The sequence below is a fragment of the Collinsella sp. LCP19S3_D3 genome (assembly GCF_052121455.1).
Classification (GTDB): Bacteria; Actinomycetota; Coriobacteriia; order Coriobacteriales; family Coriobacteriaceae; genus Collinsella.
Genome location: NZ_JBQKEF010000012.1, coordinates 20,280 through 45,087 on the forward strand (window position 1 = coordinate 20,280; position 24,808 = coordinate 45,087).

Consider the following 24,808-nt stretch of genomic DNA (forward strand, 5'->3'; position numbering starts at 1 on the left):
GGTGAGAACATGGAGGCAAAAGAAAACCGCCCCGACGCCTGCACAGCTTCCGGGACGGCCAAATCTATATATAAATATTTTAGCGCAGATGCGCCTGATATTCAAGAGGAAAAGGGCTGGCTGTGCCTGCCCGATGATTGTGCAGCGGACATCGTGTCGTTCTGCGAAGAGCAGAGCATCGCGTACGACAATCTTCTCGCGTACGCCGCCCTGTCCTACCTTCAGGGCATCGACGCCGAGGACCCTCCCTCTCGCGACACGCTCAAGTTCGAGCTTCTGACGCTGACGAACCGCTGCATCGACGCGTACAACTTGGGCAAGCGCGACCCGAATGCGGCGCCTGGAGCGAAGCGGAAGGACGCCTACCCGGATGAGAAGCAGGGCGCTGAGCGCTACAAGCGCCTGTCGGGTCTCCATTTCCTGCAGATTGCCATTGTCCTGCGCGAGCTGCATCACGCTATCGCGATACCCTGCAACAGGGCTGACGAAGACGGCAACTTCGAGATAGGCGTCTATCAGGAGAGCGGTCCGAACAAGGGGTGCTATGACACGACCGAAGGGGTCCTGACGCGCCTGATTCGCAGCTACAACATGGCAATCACCACGCAGGGCGTCACCGAGACGGTCGCCACCCTTCGCGACATCTGCGAGAAGAAGAGGGCGTGCACGGACAAAGACCTCGTTGCCGTGAACAATGGCATCTATGACTACGGCCACAAGATTCTGATGGGTTTTGACCCCGAGCTGGTCTTTCTGGCGAAATCCCATATTGATTTTGTCGACCATGCGCCGAATCCCGTCATCCACAACGGTGATGACGGCACCGATTGGGACGTCGTCTCTTGGATGAACGAGCTTTCCGACGACCCGGAAATCGTCAAGCTCCTATGGCAAATCATCGGAGCCGTCATCCGCCCGAACGTGAGCTGGAACAAGAGCGCATGGTTCTATTCGACGCTGGGCAACAACGGCAAGGGCACGCTGTGTGTCCTGCTGCGTAACCTATGCGGGTCGGGCGCTTGGGCATCCATTCCCCTGAAGAACTTCTCGGAGCCGTTCATGTTGGAGCCTCTGACCCGCGTGTCCGCCGTCATTACCGACGAGAACGACACGGGGACGTTCGTGGACGACGCGGCGGCGCTCAAGAGCGTCATCACGGGCGACCCCTTCCAGCTGAATCGCAAGTTCAAGGCACCCCGCAACGTGCTGTTTCGCGGGTTCATGATTCAGTGCGTCAACGAGCTGCCGAAGCTCCGCGACAAGTCCGAATCCATGTACCGCCGCCTGCTGGTGATTCCGTTCGACAAGCGATTTCAGGGATGCGAGCGCAAGTACATCAAGGACGACTACCTGAACCGTCAGGACGTTCTTGAGTACGTGCTCTACCGCGTGCTCGCCGAGACCGACTATTACGAGCTGGATGAGCCGGATGCCTGCTCGGCGCTTCTGGATGATTTCCGCGTGGCGAACGACCCCCTGCGCCAGTTCGCCGACGAGATTTTCCCTGCGGCGTCTTGGCATCTGCTCCCGTGCAAGTTCCTGTACGACCTGTACCGCCATTGGTTCCAGCGCAATCAGCCATCCGGTCGCATGCTCGGCCGAAACGCTTTTTATGAATCAATCGAGGGCCTTGCCGAGGAACAGGGCTGGCAGTTGCAGGAGCGTGTTCGAAGCACCGGGCGTATGGATTTCCCCGAGCCGCTGATTCTCGAATACGACGTGACGGAGTGGATGAACAAGTCCTATCGCGGGTCCAGTAACAGCCGTCTGTGCATGCCGGACCCGAAAGACAGCTATCGCGGATACGTGCGTATCTCGACCGCCTTCTTCGACGGCGGTTATGACATAGACGATTCAACGATTAAGGAGGAATAGATTATGGCAACGAAGAGGTTTGATGACGTGGCCGAGAAGGCACGTGCGTTAGAGGCTCAGGCGAAGAAGCTGCGCCGCGAGGCGCAGGCCGCGAGGACGAAGGCTTACGCCGACGCGCTCGTGGCGGTTTTCCCGGAAGTGAAGGACATGGGTTCGGCGGAAGAGGTCCTTGACTTCGTCAAGGGACTGAAGCCGGACACCGGACACGGAACGCCGGATGCGCGCGCCGCTGGCGCTGCGGATTCCGGTCATGTTCCTACCGCAGAAGCTGGAGAGTCGTCGGAAGCGCACGGCGGTTTTTCCGGCGCGGCCTACCAAGGGTAGCCGTGCCGGGTTCCACCGAGGGATTCGGGTTCCATGTCGGACAGGGGAAGTCGTTCCCGTGTCCGACACGGACGGGCGAGGCTCGGTGGACAAAAGGCGGGGGTTCGAAGGGGACGGCGCAGCCGCCCCCTCGCAAGCTGACGGAGTAGGACAAATTGCGAGAATCGCAATTTGTACGTACGAAGTCAATGCTTGCTCTTTTCCCCTTTGCGCAGAGACGTTGTGAGATTAGCCGAAAACGGCATTTCGGATTGTCCGCCGCAGGCGGGCGTTTCGGATAGCAGCAAAGAAGGTGTTCCGCATGGCGGAAACGTATGAAAAAAGAAGCGGGAAGGCGACGCGCCAGAAGTACGTGAAAGACCGCCGTGACAAGGTGGTTCAGGTGCGTATGAACGACGCGGAGCTTTCCCTGCTGGACGAGCAGCGCGGGACGTGCTCGCGTTCCAATTTTCTTCGCGGTGAGCTGTACGCGAGTCGGTACGCGCCGCCCAGCCGCAAGGTGGTTCTGGACGTCCCGGCCCTGGACCGTGTCCGTGTCGAGCTGAACCGCATCGGCGTCAACATGAATCAGATTGCCCGAGCGCGCAACCGGCGCTTGAGCGGCATGGGAATGCTCGACGCGGCGCGTGAGGAAATGAGGACGAAGGACGAGGCGGAAGCGTTCCGCGAGTTCCGCGATTCGGTGGACAGGCTCCGGGCGCAAGTCGAGGGACTGCGTGCGGATTTGCAGGCGTACGTGGAGACGGGAGGTGATGTCTGATGTCAACGACGCATGTGCAGTCGCTTCCGAACGTGCGCGGGCGCATGTCGTACACCGAGTTCGGCGAGGGAAAGCGCAGACGCGCTCATCTGGAAAACGGCACGGACCGCATCGCCGCGCAGATGGGTGACGCCGCCTCAAGAGGGGATTTCATTGTCTACTGCGAGGGGCAGAAGCATCGCCACCCGAACGCGGTAAACGAGGGCTACGAGCTGCGCATCTCATGGGCGACCGACGAGCTTGACCCAAGCAAGGCCGACGACATCCAGCGTGGCATGGAGTACGCGTACACGCTGTGCCACGAGCTTGCCCCCGACTCCATGTGCTGGGTCACCATGCACGTGGACGGCGAGGGAGGCTGCGTGCATGCGCACGCGACCATTGCGAACCACGACGCCCGTACCGGGCAGGTCATCAACAAGGGAGACACGAGCCTCTACGCTCCGCGTGTGAAGGCGGTCAATGATGAGCTGAGTCGTGCGTGCGGCTTTCAGGTGCTGGGAGCGGACAAGGAGATGTCCCTCTGGGAGCAGAAGCGCGAGACGTTCCAGCCCGGTTCTTTCGACCGGCGTCTCGGCGACAGGGTGGCGGATGCCCGCGACCGCTCCGGCACGCTGGACGAGTTCAGGCACAATCTTGAGTTGAGCGGCGTGACGCTGAAGGAGACCACGAAGACCGACGGGAAGACCGGCGAGGTCACGACGGGATGGTCCTACAAGGCTGTGGACGAGTGGGGACCGAAGCGCCGCACCCGCAAGCGCCGTGCCTCCAACCTCGCCGACGACCTGACCCGCGAGGGCATCGAGGCGTACTTCGAGGCGAAGCAGCGCGAGCTTGAGGCACAGGAGCAGGACGCCCCGGCACCGGAGGTCCTTCCCGACGTGCCCGAGACGGCAGAGCCGGCAGAACAGCCCTCTGCGGATTTCGCTCTCGACGTGTACGGCCTCGACCGGGCGTACGTGTCGGAGATGGCGTCCGACCTCCAGAAGGCGCACATCCACCGCTCGCGCGAGGAGGGCAAGCCTTTCTTGGACGAGCGCTACGAGAGGCTCGTGGAGGCGCGCAACCACCCGGACGAGCAGCTGGCGAAGCTGCGCGAGGACGTGGACGCCGCAAGGCGCGAGTTTTATGCCTCCAAGGAGGCACGCGACACCCTGCAGCACCCGTGTCCGGGGCTTCTGGCCGGCATGCACGTGTTCGCCAAGGCGGGGTGCAACGCCCGTGACCCCGTGTCCCGCATGATGGCCGACATGACCGCCATGATGCTGCGCATGATGATTCAGCAGGTGCTCGCGGAGGAGCGCCGCAGGCAGCGCGAGGAGGCGGAGAGGCGCGTCTACGAGTCCCGCAAGAGCATGTGGGACGCCGAGAAGCGCCTCAAGGCAGCGGAGAAGGCGCTGTCCAACGAGGACGAGCGCGAGTCCAAGGCGCATGCCAAGACCATGCGGGCACGCTATGCCAGGGCGCGAAGTGCCAGCCCAAGCGCGCCGAGGTCGGCGGGCAAGGGCACGCAGTTCGGCGAGTAGCCGAAAAGATAAGGGAGCAGCGTCAAGCTGCTCCCTTTCTCAATGGATTTCAGGTGCTGGCACGTAGTCCCAGCTGGTCCCGAAGTGCGTGATTCCCCACACGTACAGGTCAAGCTCCTCGTCGTGGAACACCGGCTCGTCGGTGTGCTCCATGAGGAACGACGGGTCCTGCACGATGTACCACTGGAAAATCTCGTCCCACGGTGCCCAGTCCCCGCTCACGGGTTCGAGCGGGCGGTTGGCAATCTCGTTTGCGAGCACCATCCCGCCGCACGTCTCGGCGAGGTCGGCGTAGGTCTTGATGCCGTAGTCACTCATCGCTCTCCTCCTCTGCTTCCCGCTCCTCGATTCGCTTGAGGTATTCCGCCACGCAGTAGCGCATGGTTCGCAGGGTCTCGCAGTCGATGCTCTCCGTGAGGATGTCCCCGTCGAGGACGACCTCGCCCAACGCGTTCACGAACCGCCACTCCATCACGTTGTCGATGCGCTTGAGCACGTCCTTCAGGGTGCCGCTGTCGCGCATGGGGGCATTTGCATCGGCCTTAGCCATGCGCTCAAGCTCCTTGGCCTTCGCCGAGCAGATGCGGGCGGTGCGCCTGAGCACCTGCGCCCTCCACATGGCCTCCTCCTGCGGGCTGTTGGATTCAAATCGGTCTCTGTCCATATACGGACCTCCTTTTTCTTCGGATTGGCACCCGACGCCGCAGGCGTCCTGTATGGGTGCAGTCCGCTCGCGGGCTACGAAGAGACCTTCAGAAGGGCTGTTGACGGGCGTACGCGCAAGGGGCTGGAATCGGGGTTTTTCGGCGTCCGCTCATTTATGAGACGGATTCGGAAAATGCGGCGGAACGGACGGAGCGAAGCGAGGGCGTGAAGCCCGTTTGGAGACCAGCAAAAGCCCAGACAAAGCCCCTGCTCCGGTCTGCAAAAGGACGTGCTCCGATAGCTACTGCATATTGACTTTTATTTATTCAGTAGCTATAATGTAGATATTGAGTATATAGTCTTGATAGGATGGAGGTGCTGATATGAAGACAATCGCAGTCGTTTGCGAGAAAGGCGGCACCGGTAAGTCGGTGATAGCCAACGAGCTTTACGAGAGCTATGTGCGACAGGGCGTGCCCGCGTCGCTCTACTCTCTGGACGGTCAGTATAAGGACGCGTCGTCTTCGAAGAAGGTCGAGGATGCCGAGGTTGCCATCGTCGATACGCCGGGCGTGCTGACGGACAATCTGAGCGACCTCGTTTCCGGTGCGGACGTCATCGTCATCCCCGTTCGACCGACGCCGAACGACATCGAGCCGTTCACGCGAACGGTCTCTATCGTGACGAAGAACACGAATGCCCCGCTGGTCATCGTGGTGAACGGGACGAACCGTTTTCGTATGTGCGCGTCGTTCATGGCGTGGCTTGAGAAGAAGCCATGGGCGAAAAACGTCGTCAAGGTTCCGCAGTCCGAGGCAATCGTGCAGGCGCAGGGCATGCGGAAATCCGTCGTGAACGTGGACAGGCACGGTGCCGCCGCCGAGGCGGTCCGCATGATGTGCCGCAAGGTCAGCATTCTTGCGGGCCTGCCGTTCGAGAAGAAGCAGTTGAAAAGGATAGATACTCATTAGATACTTGTTAGATAATGAGTATCTATGCGAGGAGGTAGGATATGGCGAAGAAACAAGATATGGCGGCATTGCTTGACAAGTTCGAAGCAGACGCCGCGAAGGAACACGATAAGAAGGAGGCCAAGGCGAGCGTTTCCGCCGATGCATCAGAGGAGCGTGCCACGTCGTTGGTCTCCATGACGAAAAGCGATAAGGAGCGCCTGACGGCGATTGCGAAGGCTCACGGGCTGAGCCTGTCCGCGTTTTTCCGTCTGGCTGCCGACGAGTACATCGCGAATCATGAGTGGTAACAAAATAAGAAAAGGAGATGGCAAAATGAAACAAATGACACAGGCGAGTCTTTTCTGCGGAGCAGGCGGATTGGATATTGGATTCGAGCGTGCCGGTTTCAAGACGGTTTGGGCGAATGATTTTAACAAGGATGCATGCGATACGTTCCGTCGTTGGAGCGACGCAACTGTAGTATGCGGCGATATTGGACAGATTTCTGAGAACGATATTCCCGATACCGATATTATTCTCGGTGGGTTCCCGTGCCAAGGGTTTTCCTTGTCTGGTCCGCGTAAGTTGGACGATAGTCGCAATTCTCTGTACAAGCATTATGTGCGCATTGTTAAGGCGAAGCGTCCATTGGCTTTTGTCGGAGAAAACGTGAAAGGTCTGCTCACGATGGGCGGCGGACAGATTATCGAGGCGATTGTTGAGGCGTTCTCAGACTGCGGTTATGACGTACGGTATAAGTTGTTGAACGCAAAGTATTACGGCGTGCCCGAAGACAGAGAGCGAGTGATTATCGTCGGTCTTCGTAAGGATTTGGGCATTGACGAGTTCGTATATCCTGAATCGAGCGATAACCTTGTTACGCTTCGGGAGGCGTTGAAGAATGTTCCTGCTCCGGGCGATGGGGACGTCTGCATGGCTCCGTATAGCAGTCGTTATATGTCTCGGAATCGCAAACGCGGCTGGGATGAAGTGAGTTACACCATTCCTGCTATGGCCAAGCAGGTGACGCTGTGGCCGGGTTCGCCGGATATGGTCAAGATTGATAAAGATGTTTGGCAATTCGGAGACGGTGAGACTCGTCGTTTGAGCTGGCAGGAAGCAGCTGCGATTCAGACGTTTCCTGCTGATATGAAGTTCTGCGGTGATTTGACCAGTGTATACAAGCAGATTGGTAATGCGGTGCCATGTAACTTGGCGGAAGCGGTTGCTGTGCGTGTACGAGAGACGTTGGAAAAGATTTAATCGAGAAGGGAGGAATGTGCGTGGCTAAATCAGGTAGCCAGACAAAGCTGGGCAAAGCATTTGAATACGCCTGCGTTATTGCACTTTATGACAAATACAAAGATACGCAGGATGTAATTGTGGAAGATACTGCGCAGATGCGCACTGCTAAAAATTGTTTCGAAACCGCAGGTGAGAAACAGAATGATTTTATGGATGCGGCGAATGCAGCTGCCAGGGTTATTACCCGTTTGGAGCCTCGTTTGGAATATGCGGATAATGACACGCCGCTTGTGTTGTCCGTTCAGGCAGATGCCGCAGGTATTGCTGGAGATGTTCGAGATGTTTTATGCATTCGTAGGGGTCATCGTTGGGAGATTGGACTTTCCTGCAAGCATAACCACCATGCGGTTAAGCACAGTCGTCTTTCAGATATGATTGATTTTGGTGCTGAATGGTTTGACCATCCGTGTTCGCGAACATATTTCTCGGAAGTGGTTCCGAAATTCACACAACTTAGGCAGTTGCGTGACGATAGTAAAGAATTGGGGACGCCTGCTTTATGGTCGGATTTGCCAGATAAAGCTGGTGACTACTATGAACCGATTTTACAGTCGTTTATGGATGAATTAAGGCGATTGAGTGAGACTTATGACGATGTGCCTGAAAGGCTCATTCGATATTTGATAGGACGTTATGACTTTTACAAAGTCATAACTGATGATGCGCGTAGAACAACTCGTGTTGAAGCTATCAACGTGATGGGCACGTTGAATGAGGCGTCTGAGGGTCATAAATCAATTACCACAGTGCCTATTTTGAAGGTGCCGACAAGGTTCTATCACATTGGTTTCAAGGAAACTAATGGTGTGAGGTCGCAAAATACAATTCATGTCGTATGCGATAACGGATGGGAAATCTCAATGAGACTGCATAACGCAAGTTCAAGGATTGAACCGTCTTTGAAGTTTGATGTCCAGTTGATTTCTTTCCCATCTACGTTATTTGCGCAGGTTGAACCTTGGGATTAGCGAGATAAACATTGAGATGCTCGCCGTTCCGTGAGAGCGGCGAGCCATCTATCAGAGGAAGAATAGACGTGAAAGCCTATAAGCAGAAATTACAGGGGGTGGTAAACCTATGGCACGTAAGAAGAAATTCGCGCCGAACGACAACAACCTTGCGATAGCGTACTATCGCTTCTCGTCCCACTCGCAAAACGACGCGAGCATCGACCAGCAGCGCGAGCTTGCCCACGAATGGGCGGATGCGCACGGCTTCAAAATCGTGCAGGAGTACGAGGACGCGGCAATATCCGGCACCACGGACGCACGACCGGGGTTCCAGCAGATGCTGTCGGAAGTCGCAAAAATCCGTCCTCATACCCTCATCATGTGGAAGACCGACCGTCTGGGACGCGACAAATACGTTCTGGCGATGGCGAAAAAGAAAATCCGCGACGCGGGATGCGAGATTCACCTGTTGGCCGAGCACATCCCGACGGAGGGACCCGAAGGCGTCCTCATCGAGGGGCTGATGGAGGCCATGGCGGAGTATTACAGCCGCCAGCTGTCGCAGAACATCCAGCGCGGCATGGACTACAACGCGCAGCACGCCCTGTACAACGGCCACAAGCTGTTCGGCTACGACGTGGACAGGTCCACGAAGAAGTACATCCCTGACCCGAACACGGCGCCGTTCGTGCAGTGGGCGTTTAAGGAGTACGCGTCGGGCAAGCCGCTGAAGACCATCGCCGAGGAGATGAACGCGCAGGGCCTGCGCACGCCGAGGAACGCGAAGTTCAGCGTGAACATGCTGAACAAGATGCTCAAGAACCGCGCCTACATCGGCGAGTACCACCACGGCGACATCACGGTCGCCGGCGGAATGCCCGTCCTTGTCGACGAGGCGACCTTCGATAGGGCGCAAAGGCGGTTCGCCGAGAACAAGCGCAAGGGTTCCCAGCGGGCGCACGGCATGGACGGCAGCGACGCTCCGCGCTATTGGCTCACGGGCAAGCTCTATTGCGGTGAGTGCGGGAGCACCATGCAGGGCGTGTCAGGTACGAGCGCGACGGGACGGACGTATTACTACTACTATTGCTCCGCCCAGCGCAGGAAGGAGTGCCACCTGCACAAGGCCCGCAAGCGGGACTTGGAGGACATGGTGCTGTTCGCCCTGCACAACATCGTCGACGACGAGGAGAACGTGACGGCGCTCGCTCTGGATGCGGCGGAGTATTACGAGAAGAGCCACGACGACACCGCGTATCTCGAAGCGCTGGAGGCGAAGCGCAGGGAAGTGGAAAAAAGCCTTGCGAACCTCGTGAAGGTCATCGAGAGGGGCGTGGTCAGCGATACGGTGACACAACGCCTCACGCAGCTCGAAGAGCAGAAGAGCGCCCTGAACGATGCCATAGGGACGGAAAACGTCCGCGTGTCGCTGTGCGAGGACAGGCACAGCATCCAGGCGCACTTCGACAAGTTCCTGCATGCCGACGTGAACGACCCGGAGATTCGAGACCAGGTCTTCGAGTATTTCGTGGATAAAGTCTATCTTTACGATGACAAGCTCGTCGTGAGCATGTGGTTCTCCGAGGACGACAAGCAGGAAATCACGTGGCGGGACTGGTTCTCGCTGGATGAGTATTGGACCGACGAATCCCCTTTTGTTAAAGGGGAAGCCGCCGAGTTCGACTGCTTCCCCCTCGGCTCCACCAATAGTTACAGGCAGGTAGAGAAGTGTTTCTACCTGCTTTTTTATTACATATAGATACCGCGGAGAATCGAACTCTATGCAGGGCGCGGGCGTAAAGAAAACGCGTAAGCGTTTTTAGCCCGCGGGCGAGGACGCCGGCAGGCGGCCGAAGCCGGTGCGGATTTGCGAAGCAAATACGCGGATTCTCCGCGCAAAGCCTCTACAAGGTGGAGTAGTCAATTTGGGACGGGGCTATTTTAGCTACCCCTATAAGCCAGTCGATATTAGTTCCGGTCCCCAATAATTCGTCGACAGTCAAAGGGCAGCTAAAATAGCCCCGTCCCAAATTGACTACTCACGTTGACGCCTCAAGCGGAAGTTGCATCCCAGAATCTACGCTCAGAATGGGATGCATTTTCCGGATAGGTTGTTGGCGGAAAGTCCATCTCGGAATCGCCCCCCAGAACGGGACGTGCTTTCCGCCAGTCGCCCCGTCCTCCTCAACTCCAAAACCCATGCGCTCTCCATCTCAAAACTGGGTAGAAGAAGGCCAAAACGAAACAGTAGGAGGTCAACATGACGGCAGAAGATAAGGCAAAGAACGCCGGCAAGGTCGCGCTCGTCTTGGAGGGCGGCAGTTTTCGCGGGCAGTTTACCGCGGGCGTGCTCGACGTCCTCATGGAGGCTGGCGTCGAGATTCCGGCTGTCTACGGTGTATCGGCCGGCGCCCTCAACGGCGTGAACTACAAGTCGCACCAGATCGGCCGTGCCAACCGCATCAACCTGGCTTTCTGCAACGACAACCGCTTCATGGGCGCCGCATCGTTTGCCTCCACGGGTTCCATCGTGGGTTACGACTTCATCTTCAACGATGTCCAGGACCGCTTGGATCCCTTTGACAACGAGGCATTCGACGCGAGCCCCATCGAGATGTACGCCGTCGCGACGGACATGCTCTTTGGAACCGCTGCATACCTGCCGGTCAAAAGCGCCGTGCTCGACCTCGATGCCGTGCGCGCCTCGACGTCGCTGCCGCTGGTGACGCCGCCGGTCGAGATCGACGGGCACAAATACGTCGACGGCGGCGTAGCCGATTCGGCCCCCATCGAACACGTGCTGGAGGAGGCGGGCTTCGATCGCGCGGTTGTCATTGTCACGCAGGACCGCTCGTACGAGAAAAAGCCCTACGAGTTTATGCCTGCCGCACGCGCCCGCTATGCCGACTACCCCTATCTGCTCGAGGCTATCGAGACGCGCCACGACCGCTATAACATCCAGCGCATGCATCTGTGGAAGTATGAGCGCGAGGGCCGCGCGCTGGTCGTTGCCCCGCAAAAGCCTGTCGAGGTCGGTCACGTCGAGCACGATCCGGCAAAGCTTCTCGACCTGTATATTCAGGGTCGCCAGGAGGCAAAGCATCTGCTGAGTGATATCGAGGCATTTGTCGAGCGCTAGCGTCGCGACATCATTACCGATGGACGACATGTGCAGAAAGTCTGGTCAGAGCCAAAATACCTGTTGACTCGGGCGACGAGCGGGGTAATATGGACGGGTTACTTGCAGAGCCCCGTGAATCTCTGTAACAACACGTACTGTACATGGAGGAGTCTAAGTGATTTCGAAATCGACTCACTACGCCAAGCAGGGCGAGGTCCAGCGCAACTGGGTTCTCGTCGACGCCGATGGTGCTGTCCTGGGCCGTCTTGCCACCCAGATCGCAATGATTCTGCGCGGTAAGAACAAGCCCCAGTTCACGCCCAACAGCGACTGCGGCGACTTCGTTGTCGTCATCAACGCCGATAAGGTCCAGCTTACCGGTAACAAGGCCGACACGAAGACCTATTATCGCCACAGCGGCTACAACGGCGGTCTCAAGGCTGAGAGCTTCCACCAGGCTATGGAGAAGCACCCGGAGAAGGTCATCGAGCGCGCCGTTCGCGGCATGCTGCCCAAGACCACCCTCGGCCGTGCCCAGATGACCAAGCTTAAGGTCTACGCTGGTGCCGAGCATCCGCATGCTGCCCAGAACCCCACGAAGATTGAGCTGGAGGCTTAAAGATGGCTGAGAACACCGTTGTCTACCAGGGTACCGGCCGTCGTAAGAACGCCGTCGCCCGCGTCCGTCTCGTCCCCGGCACCGGCAAGGTGACCATCAACAAGCGTGACGCCGAGCAGTATTTCGGCCGTCATCAGCTCGTTGAGAACGCCCTTGCTCCCTTCAAGGTGACCGATACCGCCGGTCAGTTCGACGTTATCGCTCTGTGCGATGGCGGCGGCATCTCCGGTCAGTCCGGCGCTCTGCGCCTGGGCATCGCTCGCGCTCTTCTGAACGCTGGCGACTACCGTGCTGACCTCAAGAAGGCCGGTTTCCTTACGCGCGATGCTCGCGTGGTCGAGCGCAAGAAGTACGGCCTCAAGAAGGCCCGCCGCGCTCCCCAGTTCTCCAAGCGCTAAGGTTTTATCTCCTTACGAGATACAATGTACAAGCGGGGCCTGCCGATTGCTCGGCGGGTCCCGCTTTTCTTTTTCGACTAGGGTGGGCGAGTGCGTTTTGCCCACTTGGGAAGGAGCGATCCTATGCCCCAGAACATCTTTGGCACCGACGGCGTCCGTGGCGTCGCCAACGCCGACCTCTCGTGCGACCTCGCGTTTCGCCTTGGCCGTGCGGCGACCAAGTTCCTCGGTCCGGACATTTGCGTTGGCCGCGACACGCGTCTTTCGGGCACCATGCTCGAGAGCGCTCTGACCGCTGGCATTATGGCCGAGGGCGGTCGCCCGCACTGCTGCGGCGTTATTCCTACGCCGGCCGTGGCGCTGCTCACCGTCCAAAACGACCTCGACGGCGGCATCGTCATCTCCGCTTCGCACAATCCGCCGGAGTTTAACGGCATCAAGTTCTTTAGCAGCAAGGGCATGAAGCTTCCCGATGCCGTTGAAGAAGAGATCAGCGCCTGGGTCATGTCCGAGGAGGCCATGGCTGCCGACACGCTGCCGACCGGCGCTGGTGTGGGCCACATCATCAAGATGAAGGACGCTCGCAAAGCATACGTCGACCACGCTATCAGCACCCTCGACGGCCTTAAGCTCGACGGCCTGGTCGTTGCCGTTGACTGCGGTCACGGTGCTTCCTGCCAGACCACGCCTGCCGCGCTTCAGCGTCTGGGCGCCACGGTCCACGCCATCAATACCGACTACTGTGGCACCGACATCAATGTCGAGTGCGGCTCCACTCATCTTGAGCCCCTGCGCGAGCTCGTGCTGCGCACCCACGCCGACATCGGCCTGGCCCACGACGGTGACGCCGATCGCGTGCTGTTCGTGGACAGCGAGGGCAACGAGATCGATGGTGATTACATCCTGGCCATCTGCGGCTCTGACCTCGCCGCTCGCGGTAAGCTCGCCAACTCCGAGATCGTCTCGACCGTTATGTGCAACTTGGGCTTTTCCATCGCTATGAAGGAACAGGGCTTTGAGATGGTGCAGACCGCCGTGGGCGACCGCTACGTGCTGGAGCGCATGCTCGCGGACGGCGCCGTTATCGGCGGAGAGCAGTCCGGCCACATCATCTTCCTGGAGCACAACACCACCGGCGATGGCCTGGTGACGGCGCTGCAGCTGCTGGCCGTGCTCAAGCGCACTGGCCGCACCCTCACCGACCTTGCCGGCATCATGAAGAAGTACCCGCAGGTGCTCGTCAACGTGCATTCCGACAACAAGGCCGGTCTGGACGATTGCCAGCCCATTTGGGACGCTGTCGCTGCCGCCGAGAAGGAGCTTAACGGTCGCGGCCGCATTCTGGTGCGCCCGAGCGGTACCGAGCCGCTGGTTCGCGTGATGGCCGAGGCCGAGACGCACGAGCTGACTCAGCGCGTCGTTGACGACATCGTCGAGGTTGTCAAGCGCGAACTCCCCTAATGGTCAAAAACCAATGCCAAGTGGTAAACTAGTAAACTGGTTTTGATTATTGGTATGTCCAAGGGGGAGCATGTTCACTAAAGTCCTAAGGTCTTTTGGTATGCGTGGTCGGGTCCTTACGCTGGATGCTCCCATCTCGGGCGATGTCATTCCGCTTTCCGAGGTTAACGACCAGACGTTTGCCACTGGCCTTTTGGGCCAAGGCGTTGCCATTCGGCCTACGGGCACGCGCGTGATTGCACCTGCGGATGCCAAGATCGAGGCGATTTTTCCAACGGGACACGCCGTTGCGCTCAACACGGTCGATGGCTTGGATGTTTTAATCCACGTTGGACTCGATACCGTTCAGCTCGAGGGCAAACACTTTACCGTGCATGCACAGGTGGGCGATATCGTCCATAAGGGCGATGTGCTTATCGAGTTTGAGCGCGAGGCAATCGAGGCCGAGGGCTACGATGTGACGGTTCCCATTTTGGTGTGCAACTCTGTTGAGTTCTCGAGCATCAAGGGCTCCGTCGGCGAGCATGTCGAGGAGATGGATCAGCTCATCGTCGCTCGCGAGCGCTAACTCGTTCGCTTGCCCTTTGGCCTACAATTCAAACACGTTTACGAAGGGCGCCCTTGAAAGAGGGCGCCCTTCGTGGCAAGATGAAAAATGTCCGAGGCTAAAAGGCTTCGGGTCACCGTGGACGGGCAGGGGCCTCGACGCGGCTAGACACGAGATACATACATTACGCGACCTCGCCCTGGTGGCCGCACACGTTGGTTGCGGCCGACGCAGGCCGCGGGCAAGTGCTTGTAAGGGGAGCCTTGCCTCTCTTCTACGAGAAAGGATGCGTAATGAAGATCATTAAAGCTAAAGACTACGAGGATATGAGCCGCAAGGCCGCCAATATCATCTCGGCGCAGGTTATCCTTAAGCCCGATTGCGTGCTCGGTCTTGCCACCGGCTCCACTCCGATTGGCGCCTACAAGCAGCTCGCCGATTGGTACAAGAAGGGCGATATTGACTTCTCCGAGGTCAGCACCTATAACCTGGACGAGTATCGCGGCCTTTCGCACGATGATCCCCAGAGCTATCACTACTTCATGCGCGAGAACTTCTTCGATCACATCAACGTCGATCTGAATAACACGCACGTGCCCGATGGCTCCAACCCCGATGCCGCCGCTGCCTGCTCCGAGTACGACAAGATCGTCGCTGCCGCCGGTTACCCGGATCTGCAGCTGCTCGGCATTGGTAATAACGGTCATATTGGCTTCAACGAGCCCGATGACCACTTCTCCAAGGGTACGCACTGCGTCGACCTCACCGAGAGCACCATTCAGGCCAACAGCCGCCTGTTCGATAGCATCGACGACGTCCCCCGCCAGGCTTACACCATGGGTACCCAGACCATCATGTATGCCCGCATGATCCTGGTCGTCGCCAACGGCGAGGCCAAGGCTCAGGCTGTGCACGATATGTGCTATGGCCCGGTTACGCCCGAGTGCCCGGCTTCGATCCTGCAGCTGCACACCAACTGCGTCGTCGTTGCCGACGAGGCTGCCCTTTCGCTCTGCGAGTAGTACAATCCGAGCGATTTGTTATTACTTTGTTACAGGCTCCCGTTCTGCGGGGGCCTTTTTTATTATGCATATGCGGGATGGCGGCTAGCTTATAGACTCATGGGCCCCTATGCTGCGTCCGTCCGCAATATCTGCCAGCGGAATCAGAATGAGCGCGGGCTTTATGGTGTGCATAACATTAGCTTGCCAAAAGCTTGACGGTGGTGCCTCGTATAGTGTGATGCATTCTCTAGCATATTCTATTCAAATATGCTACTAATGAGTCGCAAACGGTAGCAGCGCGTAGGCGAGTTGCGCAACAAAATATTACAAGCCCCATTGCGTTACACTGCCAAATGAGTGGGACATGCTGGCAAGCGCATTGACCTGCGCAAAGACCGGTTGGTTGGGGGAAAAGTTTCAATCGGCGCTCGCTGAACAAAAACTTGCCAAATGCGAACCGAAAGACAACCTAAAACTCTGCGTCGTTCGATTTACGGGATGGCTTGGGCTGTCTTGCGATTACGGTGTCCATGTGGCCGAGGTAAGGAGCGAGCATGATGAACGGGCTGAACGATACGGACGATCTCGAATTGGCGCCATTGGGCACAGGTTATATGGTCCGACGTGATCGCTTGATGAGCGAGTTGATTGTCAAGGGCCGCAAGGCGGGCATTGTGTTGCTCTATGCACCAGATGGGTTTGGGAAAACATCGATATTGCTTCAGTACACTCAGGAAGTCAAAAGCGACCCGACACGCGGTCTGGTACGAATCATCGAGGCTGACCGCGCGATTGCCCGCGAGGTATTTATGCAGCTCGAAGTGGTCACAGATGAACTTGAGGACAAACCGCGATCGTTGATTGCGATTGATAACGTCCCCAACCTCGATCAGCAAGATACCGAGGAGCTTATCGATCGAATTCGAGGCCTGCGCACTATGGGGATCGGGGTCTTTGTCACCTGCCGCCCCTCAAATCGCCAGTTGATTCGCGGGCTGGGTGACTCGGTCAAGATCAATGCGCAGATGCTCAAGGTGCATGCCTATGAGTATTCGGCTTGGGCATCGGCGTTCTCGATTAGCACGTCGCTCGATTTTTACCAGCTCACACAGGGTGTTCCCGAGTTGGTTTCGGCTATGCAGACGGGGCTGTACGGAGAGGGCGACGTTGCCAGCTTGCTCGAAAACGAGATTGTCAACGTGTACGGTGCGGCACTTGCCGATATGGCATCAATCGATAACGGCGCCCTATTTAACGTGGCGTGCGTGATGGCCCTGATGGGCGAGGGCAAGATTGCGGAACTTGAGGCATGCGGTGTCAGGCTCTCCATGATCGATCAGTCCTATCTTGTTCGTGATTATCCGATTTTTGGTGTCGATCCGGTCGACCGAAGCTTTACGTGCATGGGCACCGAGGATAACGCACGCCTGAGATTACGAAAAATGGTTGCGGAAATTCGTCCAGAGCTCGTTATGCGCGCGGCACGCATTCTGCTCAAGGCGGGCCGATGCGATGCTGCGATGGATTTGGCAGATGCCTTTTTGGATCGCGACGCCGTCCTTGAGCTTGCTGGACAGTATGGTGTCGATTTGGCTCTGACTGGGCATGGAGGGGATGTCTGTCGCACGGTACTGAGGACGACGGATGCCGACAAGCCCGCGTTGGAGCCGACGCCCACCGAGGCACTTGGTGTCTATTTGGCGGCGGTAAGCGTTTCGAATACTAAACTGGCCCGGTATATGGCCTCGATTGTCGAACATGCGAGCGCACAGTCGGTCCGCGAGATTGATTTGGTTTCTTGGAAAGTCGCCCAGGTGCTTACGGTCGTCTGTTATGGAGATTGCGAGCTTGGGCTTCCAGCCAATCCTGCTCTTCCAAAAAATGAGGCATCTTGTGCTGCGCTCGATATGCTGTCGGCGCATATCGAGGTTAAGAGCCGGCTGACCGAACAGGCGAAAGACGGCGCAGTACTTTCGGGACTCAAGGCGAACAAGGTATATGATTGCGAACTCGATATTGCAGAGATTCTCATACGGGCAGATCGGATGTTGGTGGAGCTCTTCGATGGGTCCTTTATGGGAATCGATGAGCGTGACGACGAGATGTCTCGAACACGGGAGGCACTCGATGCTCGTGGGCTTAAGGCACCGGCTGTCTGGGTGCGTATGGTGCTGGCGGCACGGCGTCTGCTTGCAGGCCTGCCAATGACTGACGATACGGCGTTTAATGAGCTCGATCGCTTTGCCGTGCGCGTGCGTGACAATCAAATCCAGCTGTTTGGCCTGCTACTCGAAGGCTGGCAGGCGCTCGCCGGGGGGCGCCCGGTCAACGCGAAGTTCCGCGCGGTCCAGGTACTCAAGCTTGCTGACGAGTCGATCGCATACATGCGCGACAACGCGTTGCTGTTGGAGCGTGCATCAAGCCTTCGCAATACGTCGATGGTGTCGGTACGAGAAGAGGCAGAGCTGCTCGACCTAAGTCGGACACAAGTCGGCGGCGCGGAGGCTTGGGTCGTAGCGCTGCATTTGGCGTCTGCGGGCCGTGACAGCGATCTTGCCGCCTGGATGTCTATGAATCGTTCTGGGATTCTGGAGCCAGCGTATCGGCTGTTTGCACGCCTTGCGATGCATTGCCTGGGCGAGCCTGCTGCCAAGATTCGAAAGAAGCTCCCGGTGCGTGAGCTATCGCGATATTCGCTGCGCGACGATTTGGAGGGAGAGAGCGAGCGGCTGTTCCAGGTCGGCGAGGTCGAACCCGTCGACGCTATCGATCATATCGAGATTCGCATGTTTGGCGCGTTTCGTGCCGAGCGCGACGGATTTCCCATCACAGACAAGATGTGGCGTCGTAAGAAAGCGGCAACGCTTGCCGAGCGGCTTGCGTTGGGTATCGATTCGTTTGTCGATCGCGAGACCTTGGCTATGGAACTGTGGCCACATGCCGAGTACAGTAGCGCCCGTAACAACTTGTATTCGACTGTGTCACGCTTACGATCCGCTTTGGGACCCACGCCAGATGGCAAGTCGTGCGTCCTGATCCAAAACGACTGCCTTGGCCTCAACAGGGATTACGTTAAGACCGATGTGAAGCTATTTGAGCAGATAAGCCGCGAGATTTTGGGTAATCGCACAAGAGTGCGTGGGCCTCACCTGGTCGAGCTGTGTCTTAAAATCGAACAGCTCTATACCGGACCGCTGTATATCCCCAACGGTTGCAATCCGACGTACTTTTTGCGCATGCGCCGCATCATGCAGTCGAAGTTTATCGACTGCATGATTGTGGGAGCAAGCGCTGCCTTGGAAGAAAACGACCTGCAGTCGGCAATCTGGCTGGTAGAAGCGGGGCTACGTCAGGAGACCGCACGCGAGGACATGGTGCGATGCGCCATGCGCGTGTACGGAGCGGCGGGGAGACGCCGCGATATCGTCGAGCTCTATAGCGGGCATATCCATCATCTTAAGGAACAGGTCGCAGGCGTTCCCGAGCCCGAGACCAAGCGTCTCTACGAGCGTCTGGTCGAAAGCAGGGTCAACCGACCGTTCATTGAGCGATAAAAAAACGGGCGCCCGTATCATTCGGACGCCCGCAGGCTTGCTCTGTGTGAACCGATCGGCCCTTAGACGAGCTTGATCTTCTCAATATCCTTGCGCGAGGACTCTCGATACAGCGAGAACTTGCGGCCGATAACCTGAACGACGTCGGCGTGGCAGCGCTCGGCGAGTTCCTCGGCGGCCTCGCGGGCAGAAAGGCTGGAGCCGTCCAGCACGGAGCACTTAACGAGCTCGTGCTTTTCCAGGTAGGCGGCCGTCTGCTCGACGGTACCCTCGTTGACATCGGACTTACCGATGATGATGGCGGGGTTGAGGTGATGGGCCATGCTGCGAAGCTGCTTGACCTGGGCTCCTGTCAGTGCCATGGGATCTCGCTTTCTATGTATGGGGCGCCCCGCGATGGGGCCTTAATCTACGTGAGCTGTCCCACGATAGCGCAGGAACGGCGCGGTGTGGAGCGCGTTTGCCAGTTCGCAAAGAATGCGGATGCCGGGCGGGTAGACGATGCATACTTTAGATGGGCTACGGTCGGGGCGCAGAGACCGGCTCCCAGGCAATGAACGCCCATCGGACCTTGCGGATGTGGTCGAGCATGTAACGTCCCTGCGGCACGCCCTTGGATCCCGGCTCGCCGGCATGGGGGTTGTCGATCATATGTTGGGCGATATAGTCGCGCAGACGATCGATCTTATCCTCGTTGCCATGCTCGAGCATACGGGAGAGGTCTGCCACGGCGGCCTCGAGGCTATCGAAGGTGTCACGACGGGGCGATTTAAAATACGTGACCTGCGGTAGTGCACCCATCTGAATAAGGATGTTAAAGGCGTACACAAAACCATTGCTGCGGGTAACCGAGGCGCCGATGGCATTCATCACGTGCAGGTCATAGCGCGGGCTGGAGTTGGCGACCATCGTGACAGCACAACGCCGCCGAGCCGTACGGTCGAGCTTGGCAAGCGCGCCTTTTAGGTCGTTCGTAGTAACCGAGCGACTCGCAAAGGCAACATCTACCACTTTCGCGACCGGTCCAACCAAATCCCAGTCATCATCCCAAGCAAGCTCAAGCGGTGTAATGCGATCCTCGAGCCCATAGTACTCAATGCCAGCATCAAGCGTGCCCAACATAGCAGGGGAAAAATCAGCGGCAATCACGGGATGTCCAGCCTGAGCAAGCGGAACAGCAATCGACCCAGCCCCACACCCCATATCGAGCACCGACTCGCCGGGCTCAAGCGCCAGCAGCTTTATAAAATCTCGGGCGTAGGGGGCAGTCTCCAGTGGACGAAAATGCCGAGCACGTTTGTCCCACTCAAAAGAATCATCAGCCCGCCGCCGAGCAGCCTGTAGACGCATCCATTCGCCATTCCAATCCGCAGAAAGAAGCTCAGATTGAATTACACCATCAGCCACGGGCCATCCCCCTTACAACAAAAAAGCGGCCCCTCCCAAAAGAAGAGCCGCAACCAGCATATATCAGAAAAAGAACCGTTCCAACGCCAAACCGCCGCACCAGCCAAGTGGTGCAGGAGCGAAGCAACTGCAACCGGGATAGAACCCAACTGAGGTCCCGTTGTGCGGGAGCCCCGGTGAGGGCAAATAGATAAGGTCGATCGCGAGTTCCGCACGAGCCGGAGAGCACTTAATGTGCTCTCCGTGCGAGTCAGGACTGTCCGAGCAGGCGACCTTATATATTTGCCCTCACCGGGGCTCCTCGCCAGTCCCCCTCAGCTAGTTCTTGAGCGAGTTCAGCGGCGCCGGGAAGCGTCCACCGCGGTGGGCAAGCACGGTGCCGGCGTTGGGGTTCACCGGCATGATGGGCGCACGGCCAAACAGACCGCCATACTCGACGCAGTCGCCCACGCCCTTGCCGATGGCGGGGATCACGCGCACGGCCGTGGTCTTATTGTTGATGACGCCGATGGCCATCTCGTCGGCGATAATGCCGGCGATAGTCTCGACCGGGGTGTCGCCGGGAATGGCGATCATGTCCAGGCCAACGGAGCACACGCAGGTCATGGCCTCGAGCTTCTCGAGCGAAAGCGCGCCGGCCTCGACGGCGGCGATCATGCCGGCGTCCTCGGACACGGGGATAAAGGCGCCCGAGAGACCGCCCACGCTGGAGCTGGCCATGACGCCGCCTTTCTTGACGGCATCGTTGAGCATGGCGAGCGCGCAGGTCGTGCCGGGGCCACCGCAGGTGCCCACGCCGATGATCTCGAGGATGCGCGCGACGGAGTCGCCGACGGCAGGCGTAGGCGCCAGCGACAGGTCGACAATGCCTTTCTCGACACCTAGGCGACGGGCGGCCTCGCGACTCATGAGCTCGCCGGCACGGGTGATCTTAAAGGCGGTCTGCTTAATCTTTTCGGCGACTTCCATCATCGATGCGGAATCGGGCAGCTTCTCCAGGGCTGCGGCCATAACGCCGGGGCCCGAGACGCCTACGTTGATGACGGCGTCGGCCTCGCCACCGCCGTGAACGGCGCCCGCCATAAACGGGGAGTCCTCGACCATGTTGGCAAAGCAGACAAACTTGGAAGCACCGACGGAATCCTCATCTGCCGTAAGCTTGGCGGCATCGATGATGGTCTGAGCCGCCATGAGCACGGCGTCCATGTTGATGCCGGCGCGCAGGCTGGCGACGTTGACGCTGGAGCAGACGCGGCTGGTGGTAGCGAGCGCCTGGGGGATGGACTGGATGACGCGGCGGTCGGCGTCGCCGATGCCCTTCTGGACGAGTGCGGAGAAGCCGCCCAGGTAATCGATGCCGAGCGTCTCGGCCGCGCGGTCGAGGGCATGCGCGATGGGGGTGAGGTCCTCATCCTTGCAGCACGCGGCGATCTGCGCCACCGGGGTGACGGAAACGCGCTTGTTGACAATGGGGATACCGTACTCGCGCTCGAGGTTCTCGGCGGTCTCGACCAGATGCTCAGCCGTGTGCGTCACGTGGTCGTAGATCTTCGTGCACATGCGGTCGAGGTTCTCGTCGCCGCAACCCATGAGCGAAACACCCATGGTGATGGTCCTGATGTCGAGGTTCTGCTCCTCAACCATTCCGCGGGTTTCCGCGATTTCTGCGGGCGTGATCGCCATCCTTGCACTCCTATCTGCCAAAACGAGCATAGTCTTGTCTATTCTAACGTGCCGCACGTGCCAAGTGGCGCATGCGGCACGTTTTGGTGCTCGGTTGTTTCCGTTGTGTTACTGCCCAAAGACCTCTTCGGCGATACGAGCGCTTTCGGCGGCGTCCTTGGCGTAGTAGTCCGCGCCGATCTGCTTGGCGTATTCGGGGGTGAGTACGGCGCCGCCTACGATGATCTTGACGTCCGGCACCTCGGCATGAAGCAGTTTGATGGTCTCCTCCATAGCGACGACCGTGGTGGTCATAAGCGCCGAGAGGCCGACGAGCTTGATGTCGCGCTCCCGTACGGTCTTGAGCACCTCCTGCGGGTCGACGTCGCGGCCTAGGTCAAAGACGGTATAGCCGTAGTTATCGAGCAGCATCTTGACGATGTTCTTACCGATGTCGTGGATGTCGCCTTTGACGGTGGCCACGCAGATTTTGCCCTTGTCGGCAATCTCGCCGGCGGGCATCAGGCGCTTGATGGTGTCAAAACCCACGCGCGCGGCCTCGGCCGAGGCCATGAGCTGCGGCAAGAAGAACTTTCCCTGGTCAAAGAGGACACCAACCTCGTCGAGGGCGGGGATAAAGTGGTTGTTGATGAGGTCCATGGCGTCGTGGTCTGCCAGCAGACGCTCGGTCTCGGCCGCAATCTCGCCTTTGCGGCCCGAGACGACCATGCGACGAATCGGGTCGTCGTTGCCGTCGGTGCCGTCGGTGCCAGCGGCGGGCACAGTGTCGGCCGATACTGTCTGAGCCGCCGCCGGGTTCGCGGCGATCTTGTACGGATCGGTCCAGCCGGCGTAGCGCTCGATGTATCCGGTCGAGCCCTCGTCCTCAACGCTCAAGACGCGATAGCTGTAGACGGTATCCATAAAGCGCTTGGAGCCCGGGTTCATGATGGGGGCGTCCAGGCCCGCGCCAAAAGCGGCAGCCAAAAAGACCGAGCCCAGCAGCGGGCGGGCGGGCAGACCAAAGCTGATGTTCGACACGCCGAGCGCGCATTTGACGCCCAGACGCTCCTTACACAGGGACATGGCGCGCAGAATCTGTTCGGCTTGGCGTTGATTGGTCGAGGCGGTCATGACCAGGCAGTCGATGAGGATGCGGTCCGGTCCGATGCCGTAGTGGGCGGCCTCGGCCACGATGCGCTCGGCGATGGCGAAGCGAGCCTCGGCGGTATCGGGAATGCCGCCTTCGTCGAGCGTGAGGCCGACGACGTTGGCGCCGTAGTGGGCGACCAGCGGAAAGACCTCATCCATGATCTGCTGCTTGCCATTGACCGAGTTGATGATGGGCTTACCGGCGTAGCGGCGCACGGCGGCCTCGACGGCTGCGGGGTCGGTGGAGTCGATCTGCAACGGCAGCAGCGTGGAGCCCTGGAGCTGCTCGGTGGCCTGTTGGATGATCTTGACCTCGTCGATCTCGGGCAGGCCCACGTTGACGTCCAGGATGTCGGCGCCTTGCTCCTGCTGGCTGATGCCCTGGCTTACGACGTAGTCCAGGTCGCCGTCGCGCAGGGCCTGCTGCAGGCGCTTTTTCCCGGTGGGGTTGATGCGCTCGCCGATGACGGCGATCTTGTGGCCGTCACAGGGAAGGTCAACCACGGTCTGGGCGCTCGTGACCGACATGCTGGTCTTGCGGTGGCGCGGGCTGGGCGTGTGGTTGTCGATAAGCGTGCGCAGCGCTGCCATGTGCGCCGGCGTGGTTCCGCAGCAACCGCCCACGACGCTTACGCCGTCGGCGATCATGCCGGCGACGGCCTTGGCGTATTCGGGGGCCTGGATGTCAAAGACGGTGTTACCGTCGTCGTCCACGTGGGGCAGTCCCGCGTTGGCCTGCACCATAACGGGCTTGTCGGTAACGGTGAGCATGCGTGCGGCGAGCCCTCGGAGCTCGGCCGGTCCCTGGCTGCAGTTGATGCCCAGGACGTCGGCGCCGATGGCGTCGAGCGTGATAGCGGCAACCTCGGGACTCGTGCCCAGGAAGGTACGGCCGTCCTCCTCAAAGGTCATGGTGGCAAAGACGGGCAGCTCGGAGTTCTCGCGGCAGGCAAGGACCGCCGCCTTGATCTCGGCAAGATCTGTCATGGTCTCGATAATAAAGAGGTCCACACCCGCCTCGACGCCAGCGCGCACTTCCTCGGCAAAGAGGTCATAGGCCTCGTCGAAGCTGAGGGTACCCAAGGGGCGAAGCAGCGCACCGATGGGGCCGATATCGCCGGCGACGTAGCGGGCGCCGGCCGCGCGGGCGCAGGCGACGGCGGCGGCAAAGACATCTGCCACGGTGGCGGCACCGTCGAGCTTGTGGGCGTTGGCGCCAAAGGTGTTGGCGGTGATCACATCGCAGCCGGCCTCGACATACTGACGCTGAATATCGGTAATGACCTGGGGCTCCTCAAAGTTGAGCAGCTCGGGCAGGGCGCCGGCCTTCATGCCGGCCGCCTGCAGCATGGTGCCCATGCCGCCGTCGAACAGCAGGTGCCCCGTGCCCTCGATGGCGGCGCGCAGGCGATCGTCCTTAATGCGAAGGTCGTCGATCGTGCGCGTCTTGTACGTGGCGCCCTTGCGGCGGGCAGCATCAACGGGCGCCGCCAGCGCGGCGCCGTCCAGATCATGAGTGATAAGCGGAGTAAACATCGGGGGCTC

General features: G+C 59.1%; 22 protein-coding genes. 16 read left to right on the top strand and 6 right to left on the bottom strand.

Annotated elements, in window-relative coordinates; genetic code table 11:
- Positions 1 to 9: 9 nt before the first annotated feature.
- The 4 genes from ACTQXM_RS06050 (at position 10) to ACTQXM_RS06065 (ending at position 4,485) form a co-directional block, all read left to right on the top strand.
- A complete protein-coding gene (locus ACTQXM_RS06050) occupies positions 10 to 1,875 on the top strand; it encodes a DNA primase family protein (protein ID WP_441537296.1) in 1,866 nt (621 codons plus the stop codon).
- Positions 1,876 to 1,878: 3 nt separating this feature from the next.
- Positions 1,879 to 2,199, top strand: coding sequence for a hypothetical protein (locus ACTQXM_RS06055; RefSeq protein WP_441537295.1), 321 nt, complete (start codon positions 1,879 to 1,881; stop codon positions 2,197 to 2,199).
- A gap of 301 nt (positions 2,200 to 2,500) precedes the next feature.
- Complete coding sequence (gene mobC, locus ACTQXM_RS06060) at positions 2,501 to 2,959, top strand: plasmid mobilization relaxosome protein MobC (RefSeq protein ID WP_441537294.1); 459 nt, start codon at positions 2,501 to 2,503, stop codon at positions 2,957 to 2,959.
- Positions 2,960 to 3,234: 275 nt separating this feature from the next.
- On the top strand, positions 3,235 to 4,485 hold the full coding sequence (locus ACTQXM_RS06065; RefSeq protein ID WP_441537293.1) for a hypothetical protein: 1,251 nt from the start codon (positions 3,235 to 3,237) through the stop codon (positions 4,483 to 4,485).
- Between the two features lie 39 nt (positions 4,486 to 4,524).
- On the opposite strand, the gene ACTQXM_RS06070 is transcribed toward ACTQXM_RS06065, so the two are convergent.
- Together ACTQXM_RS06070 and ACTQXM_RS06075 are read right to left on the bottom strand one after the other, a co-directional pair.
- Positions 4,525 to 4,803: a hypothetical protein gene (locus ACTQXM_RS06070; protein ID WP_427853631.1), complete on the bottom strand. Its 279-nt coding sequence runs from the start codon at positions 4,801 to 4,803 to the stop codon at positions 4,525 to 4,527.
- The gene (locus ACTQXM_RS06075; protein WP_441537292.1) at positions 4,796 to 5,149 is read right to left on the bottom strand and encodes a hypothetical protein; all 354 of its coding nucleotides are present in this window, start codon (positions 5,147 to 5,149) and stop codon (positions 4,796 to 4,798) included. Before ACTQXM_RS06075 ends, ACTQXM_RS06070 begins: the two co-directional genes overlap by 8 nt.
- A 364-nt stretch (positions 5,150 to 5,513) precedes the next feature.
- On the opposite strand from ACTQXM_RS06075, the gene ACTQXM_RS06080 reads away from it, so the two are divergent.
- From ACTQXM_RS06080 to ACTQXM_RS06135, 12 genes are all read left to right on the top strand, one after another.
- Positions 5,514 to 6,101, top strand: a complete 588-nt coding sequence (locus ACTQXM_RS06080) for a ParA family protein (RefSeq protein ID WP_441537291.1) — start codon at positions 5,514 to 5,516, stop codon at positions 6,099 to 6,101.
- A gap of 41 nt (positions 6,102 to 6,142) precedes the next feature.
- Positions 6,143 to 6,391, top strand: coding sequence for a ribbon-helix-helix protein, CopG family (locus ACTQXM_RS06085; RefSeq protein ID WP_144090235.1), 249 nt, complete (start codon positions 6,143 to 6,145; stop codon positions 6,389 to 6,391).
- Positions 6,381 to 7,346 carry a DNA cytosine methyltransferase gene (locus ACTQXM_RS06090; RefSeq protein ID WP_441547623.1) on the top strand — a complete coding sequence of 322 codons (966 nt, stop codon included), beginning with the start codon at positions 6,381 to 6,383 and terminating at the stop codon, positions 7,344 to 7,346. Before ACTQXM_RS06085 ends, ACTQXM_RS06090 begins: the two co-directional genes overlap by 11 nt.
- A gap of 20 nt (positions 7,347 to 7,366) precedes the next feature.
- The gene (locus tag ACTQXM_RS06095) at positions 7,367 to 8,356 is read left to right on the top strand and encodes a HaeIII family restriction endonuclease (protein WP_441537289.1); all 990 of its coding nucleotides are present in this window, start codon (positions 7,367 to 7,369) and stop codon (positions 8,354 to 8,356) included.
- Between the two features lie 109 nt (positions 8,357 to 8,465).
- Positions 8,466 to 10,097, top strand: coding sequence for a recombinase family protein (locus ACTQXM_RS06100; RefSeq protein WP_441537288.1), 1,632 nt, complete (start codon positions 8,466 to 8,468; stop codon positions 10,095 to 10,097).
- A 501-nt stretch (positions 10,098 to 10,598) separates the two neighbouring features.
- A complete protein-coding gene (locus tag ACTQXM_RS06105) occupies positions 10,599 to 11,477 on the top strand; it encodes a patatin-like phospholipase family protein (protein WP_441032408.1) in 879 nt (292 codons plus the stop codon).
- Positions 11,478 to 11,634: 157 nt separating this feature from the next.
- Positions 11,635 to 12,078 carry a 50S ribosomal protein L13 gene (gene rplM, locus ACTQXM_RS06110; protein WP_370450665.1) on the top strand — a complete coding sequence of 148 codons (444 nt, stop codon included), beginning with the start codon at positions 11,635 to 11,637 and terminating at the stop codon, positions 12,076 to 12,078.
- Positions 12,079 to 12,080: 2 nt separating this feature from the next.
- Positions 12,081 to 12,476: a 30S ribosomal protein S9 gene (gene rpsI, locus ACTQXM_RS06115; protein WP_022094634.1), complete on the top strand. Its 396-nt coding sequence runs from the start codon at positions 12,081 to 12,083 to the stop codon at positions 12,474 to 12,476.
- A 123-nt stretch (positions 12,477 to 12,599) separates the two neighbouring features.
- A complete protein-coding gene (glmM, locus tag ACTQXM_RS06120; protein WP_441032412.1) occupies positions 12,600 to 13,937 on the top strand; it encodes a phosphoglucosamine mutase in 1,338 nt (445 codons plus the stop codon).
- Between the two features lie 100 nt (positions 13,938 to 14,037).
- Positions 14,038 to 14,505 (top strand): PTS sugar transporter subunit IIA, encoded by a 468-nt coding sequence (locus ACTQXM_RS06125; protein ID WP_427719420.1) that lies wholly within the window; start codon positions 14,038 to 14,040, stop codon positions 14,503 to 14,505.
- 272 nt (positions 14,506 to 14,777) lie between these two features.
- Positions 14,778 to 15,506, top strand: a complete 729-nt coding sequence (gene nagB, locus ACTQXM_RS06130) for a glucosamine-6-phosphate deaminase (protein WP_427747557.1) — start codon at positions 14,778 to 14,780, stop codon at positions 15,504 to 15,506.
- 698 nt (positions 15,507 to 16,204) lie between these two features.
- Positions 16,205 to 19,042, top strand: a complete 2,838-nt coding sequence (locus tag ACTQXM_RS06135) for an AfsR/SARP family transcriptional regulator (protein WP_441547624.1) — start codon at positions 16,205 to 16,207, stop codon at positions 19,040 to 19,042.
- Positions 19,043 to 19,104: 62 nt separating this feature from the next.
- Here the strand turns inward: ACTQXM_RS06135 and ACTQXM_RS06140 are convergent, their stop codons facing one another.
- From ACTQXM_RS06140 to ACTQXM_RS06155, 4 genes are all read right to left on the bottom strand, one after another.
- Positions 19,105 to 19,404 (bottom strand): YhbY family RNA-binding protein, encoded by a 300-nt coding sequence (locus ACTQXM_RS06140; RefSeq protein WP_427795027.1) that lies wholly within the window; start codon positions 19,402 to 19,404, stop codon positions 19,105 to 19,107.
- A gap of 157 nt (positions 19,405 to 19,561) precedes the next feature.
- Positions 19,562 to 20,449, bottom strand: coding sequence for a methyltransferase domain-containing protein (locus ACTQXM_RS06145; protein WP_441537286.1), 888 nt, complete (start codon positions 20,447 to 20,449; stop codon positions 19,562 to 19,564).
- A gap of 318 nt (positions 20,450 to 20,767) precedes the next feature.
- Entirely contained in the window at positions 20,768 to 22,132 is a 1,365-nt protein-coding gene (locus tag ACTQXM_RS06150; RefSeq protein ID WP_427719427.1) for a PFL family protein, read from the bottom strand.
- Between the two features lie 108 nt (positions 22,133 to 22,240).
- On the bottom strand, positions 22,241 to 24,799 hold the full coding sequence (locus tag ACTQXM_RS06155; RefSeq protein WP_441537285.1) for a homocysteine S-methyltransferase family protein: 2,559 nt from the start codon (positions 24,797 to 24,799) through the stop codon (positions 22,241 to 22,243).
- Positions 24,800 to 24,808: the final 9 nt, after the last annotated feature.

Coding starts and splice junctions, on each gene's coding strand:
- ACTQXM_RS06050 (WP_441537296.1), top strand. CDS start 10: ATGGAGGCAAAAGAAAACCGCCCCGACGCCTGCACAGCTTCCGGGACG.
- ACTQXM_RS06055 (WP_441537295.1), top strand. CDS start 1,879: ATGGCAACGAAGAGGTTTGATGACGTGGCCGAGAAGGCACGTGCGTTA.
- mobC (WP_441537294.1), top strand. CDS start 2,501: ATGGCGGAAACGTATGAAAAAAGAAGCGGGAAGGCGACGCGCCAGAAG.
- ACTQXM_RS06065 (WP_441537293.1), top strand. CDS start 3,235: ATGGAGTACGCGTACACGCTGTGCCACGAGCTTGCCCCCGACTCCATG.
- ACTQXM_RS06070 (WP_427853631.1), bottom strand. CDS start 4,803: ATGAGTGACTACGGCATCAAGACCTACGCCGACCTCGCCGAGACGTGC.
- ACTQXM_RS06075 (WP_441537292.1), bottom strand. CDS start 5,149: ATGGACAGAGACCGATTTGAATCCAACAGCCCGCAGGAGGAGGCCATG.
- ACTQXM_RS06080 (WP_441537291.1), top strand. CDS start 5,514: ATGAAGACAATCGCAGTCGTTTGCGAGAAAGGCGGCACCGGTAAGTCG.
- ACTQXM_RS06085 (WP_144090235.1), top strand. CDS start 6,143: ATGGCGAAGAAACAAGATATGGCGGCATTGCTTGACAAGTTCGAAGCA.
- ACTQXM_RS06090 (WP_441547623.1), top strand. CDS start 6,381: ATGAGTGGTAACAAAATAAGAAAAGGAGATGGCAAAATGAAACAAATG.
- ACTQXM_RS06100 (WP_441537288.1), top strand. CDS start 8,466: ATGGCACGTAAGAAGAAATTCGCGCCGAACGACAACAACCTTGCGATA.
- ACTQXM_RS06105 (WP_441032408.1), top strand. CDS start 10,599: ATGACGGCAGAAGATAAGGCAAAGAACGCCGGCAAGGTCGCGCTCGTC.
- rpsI (WP_022094634.1), top strand. CDS start 12,081: ATGGCTGAGAACACCGTTGTCTACCAGGGTACCGGCCGTCGTAAGAAC.
- glmM (WP_441032412.1), top strand. CDS start 12,600: ATGCCCCAGAACATCTTTGGCACCGACGGCGTCCGTGGCGTCGCCAAC.
- ACTQXM_RS06125 (WP_427719420.1), top strand. CDS start 14,038: ATGCGTGGTCGGGTCCTTACGCTGGATGCTCCCATCTCGGGCGATGTC.
- nagB (WP_427747557.1), top strand. CDS start 14,778: ATGAAGATCATTAAAGCTAAAGACTACGAGGATATGAGCCGCAAGGCC.
- ACTQXM_RS06140 (WP_427795027.1), bottom strand. CDS start 19,404: ATGGCACTGACAGGAGCCCAGGTCAAGCAGCTTCGCAGCATGGCCCAT.
- ACTQXM_RS06150 (WP_427719427.1), bottom strand. CDS start 22,132: ATGGCGATCACGCCCGCAGAAATCGCGGAAACCCGCGGAATGGTTGAG.
- ACTQXM_RS06155 (WP_441537285.1), bottom strand. CDS start 24,799: ATGTTTACTCCGCTTATCACTCATGATCTGGACGGCGCCGCGCTGGCG.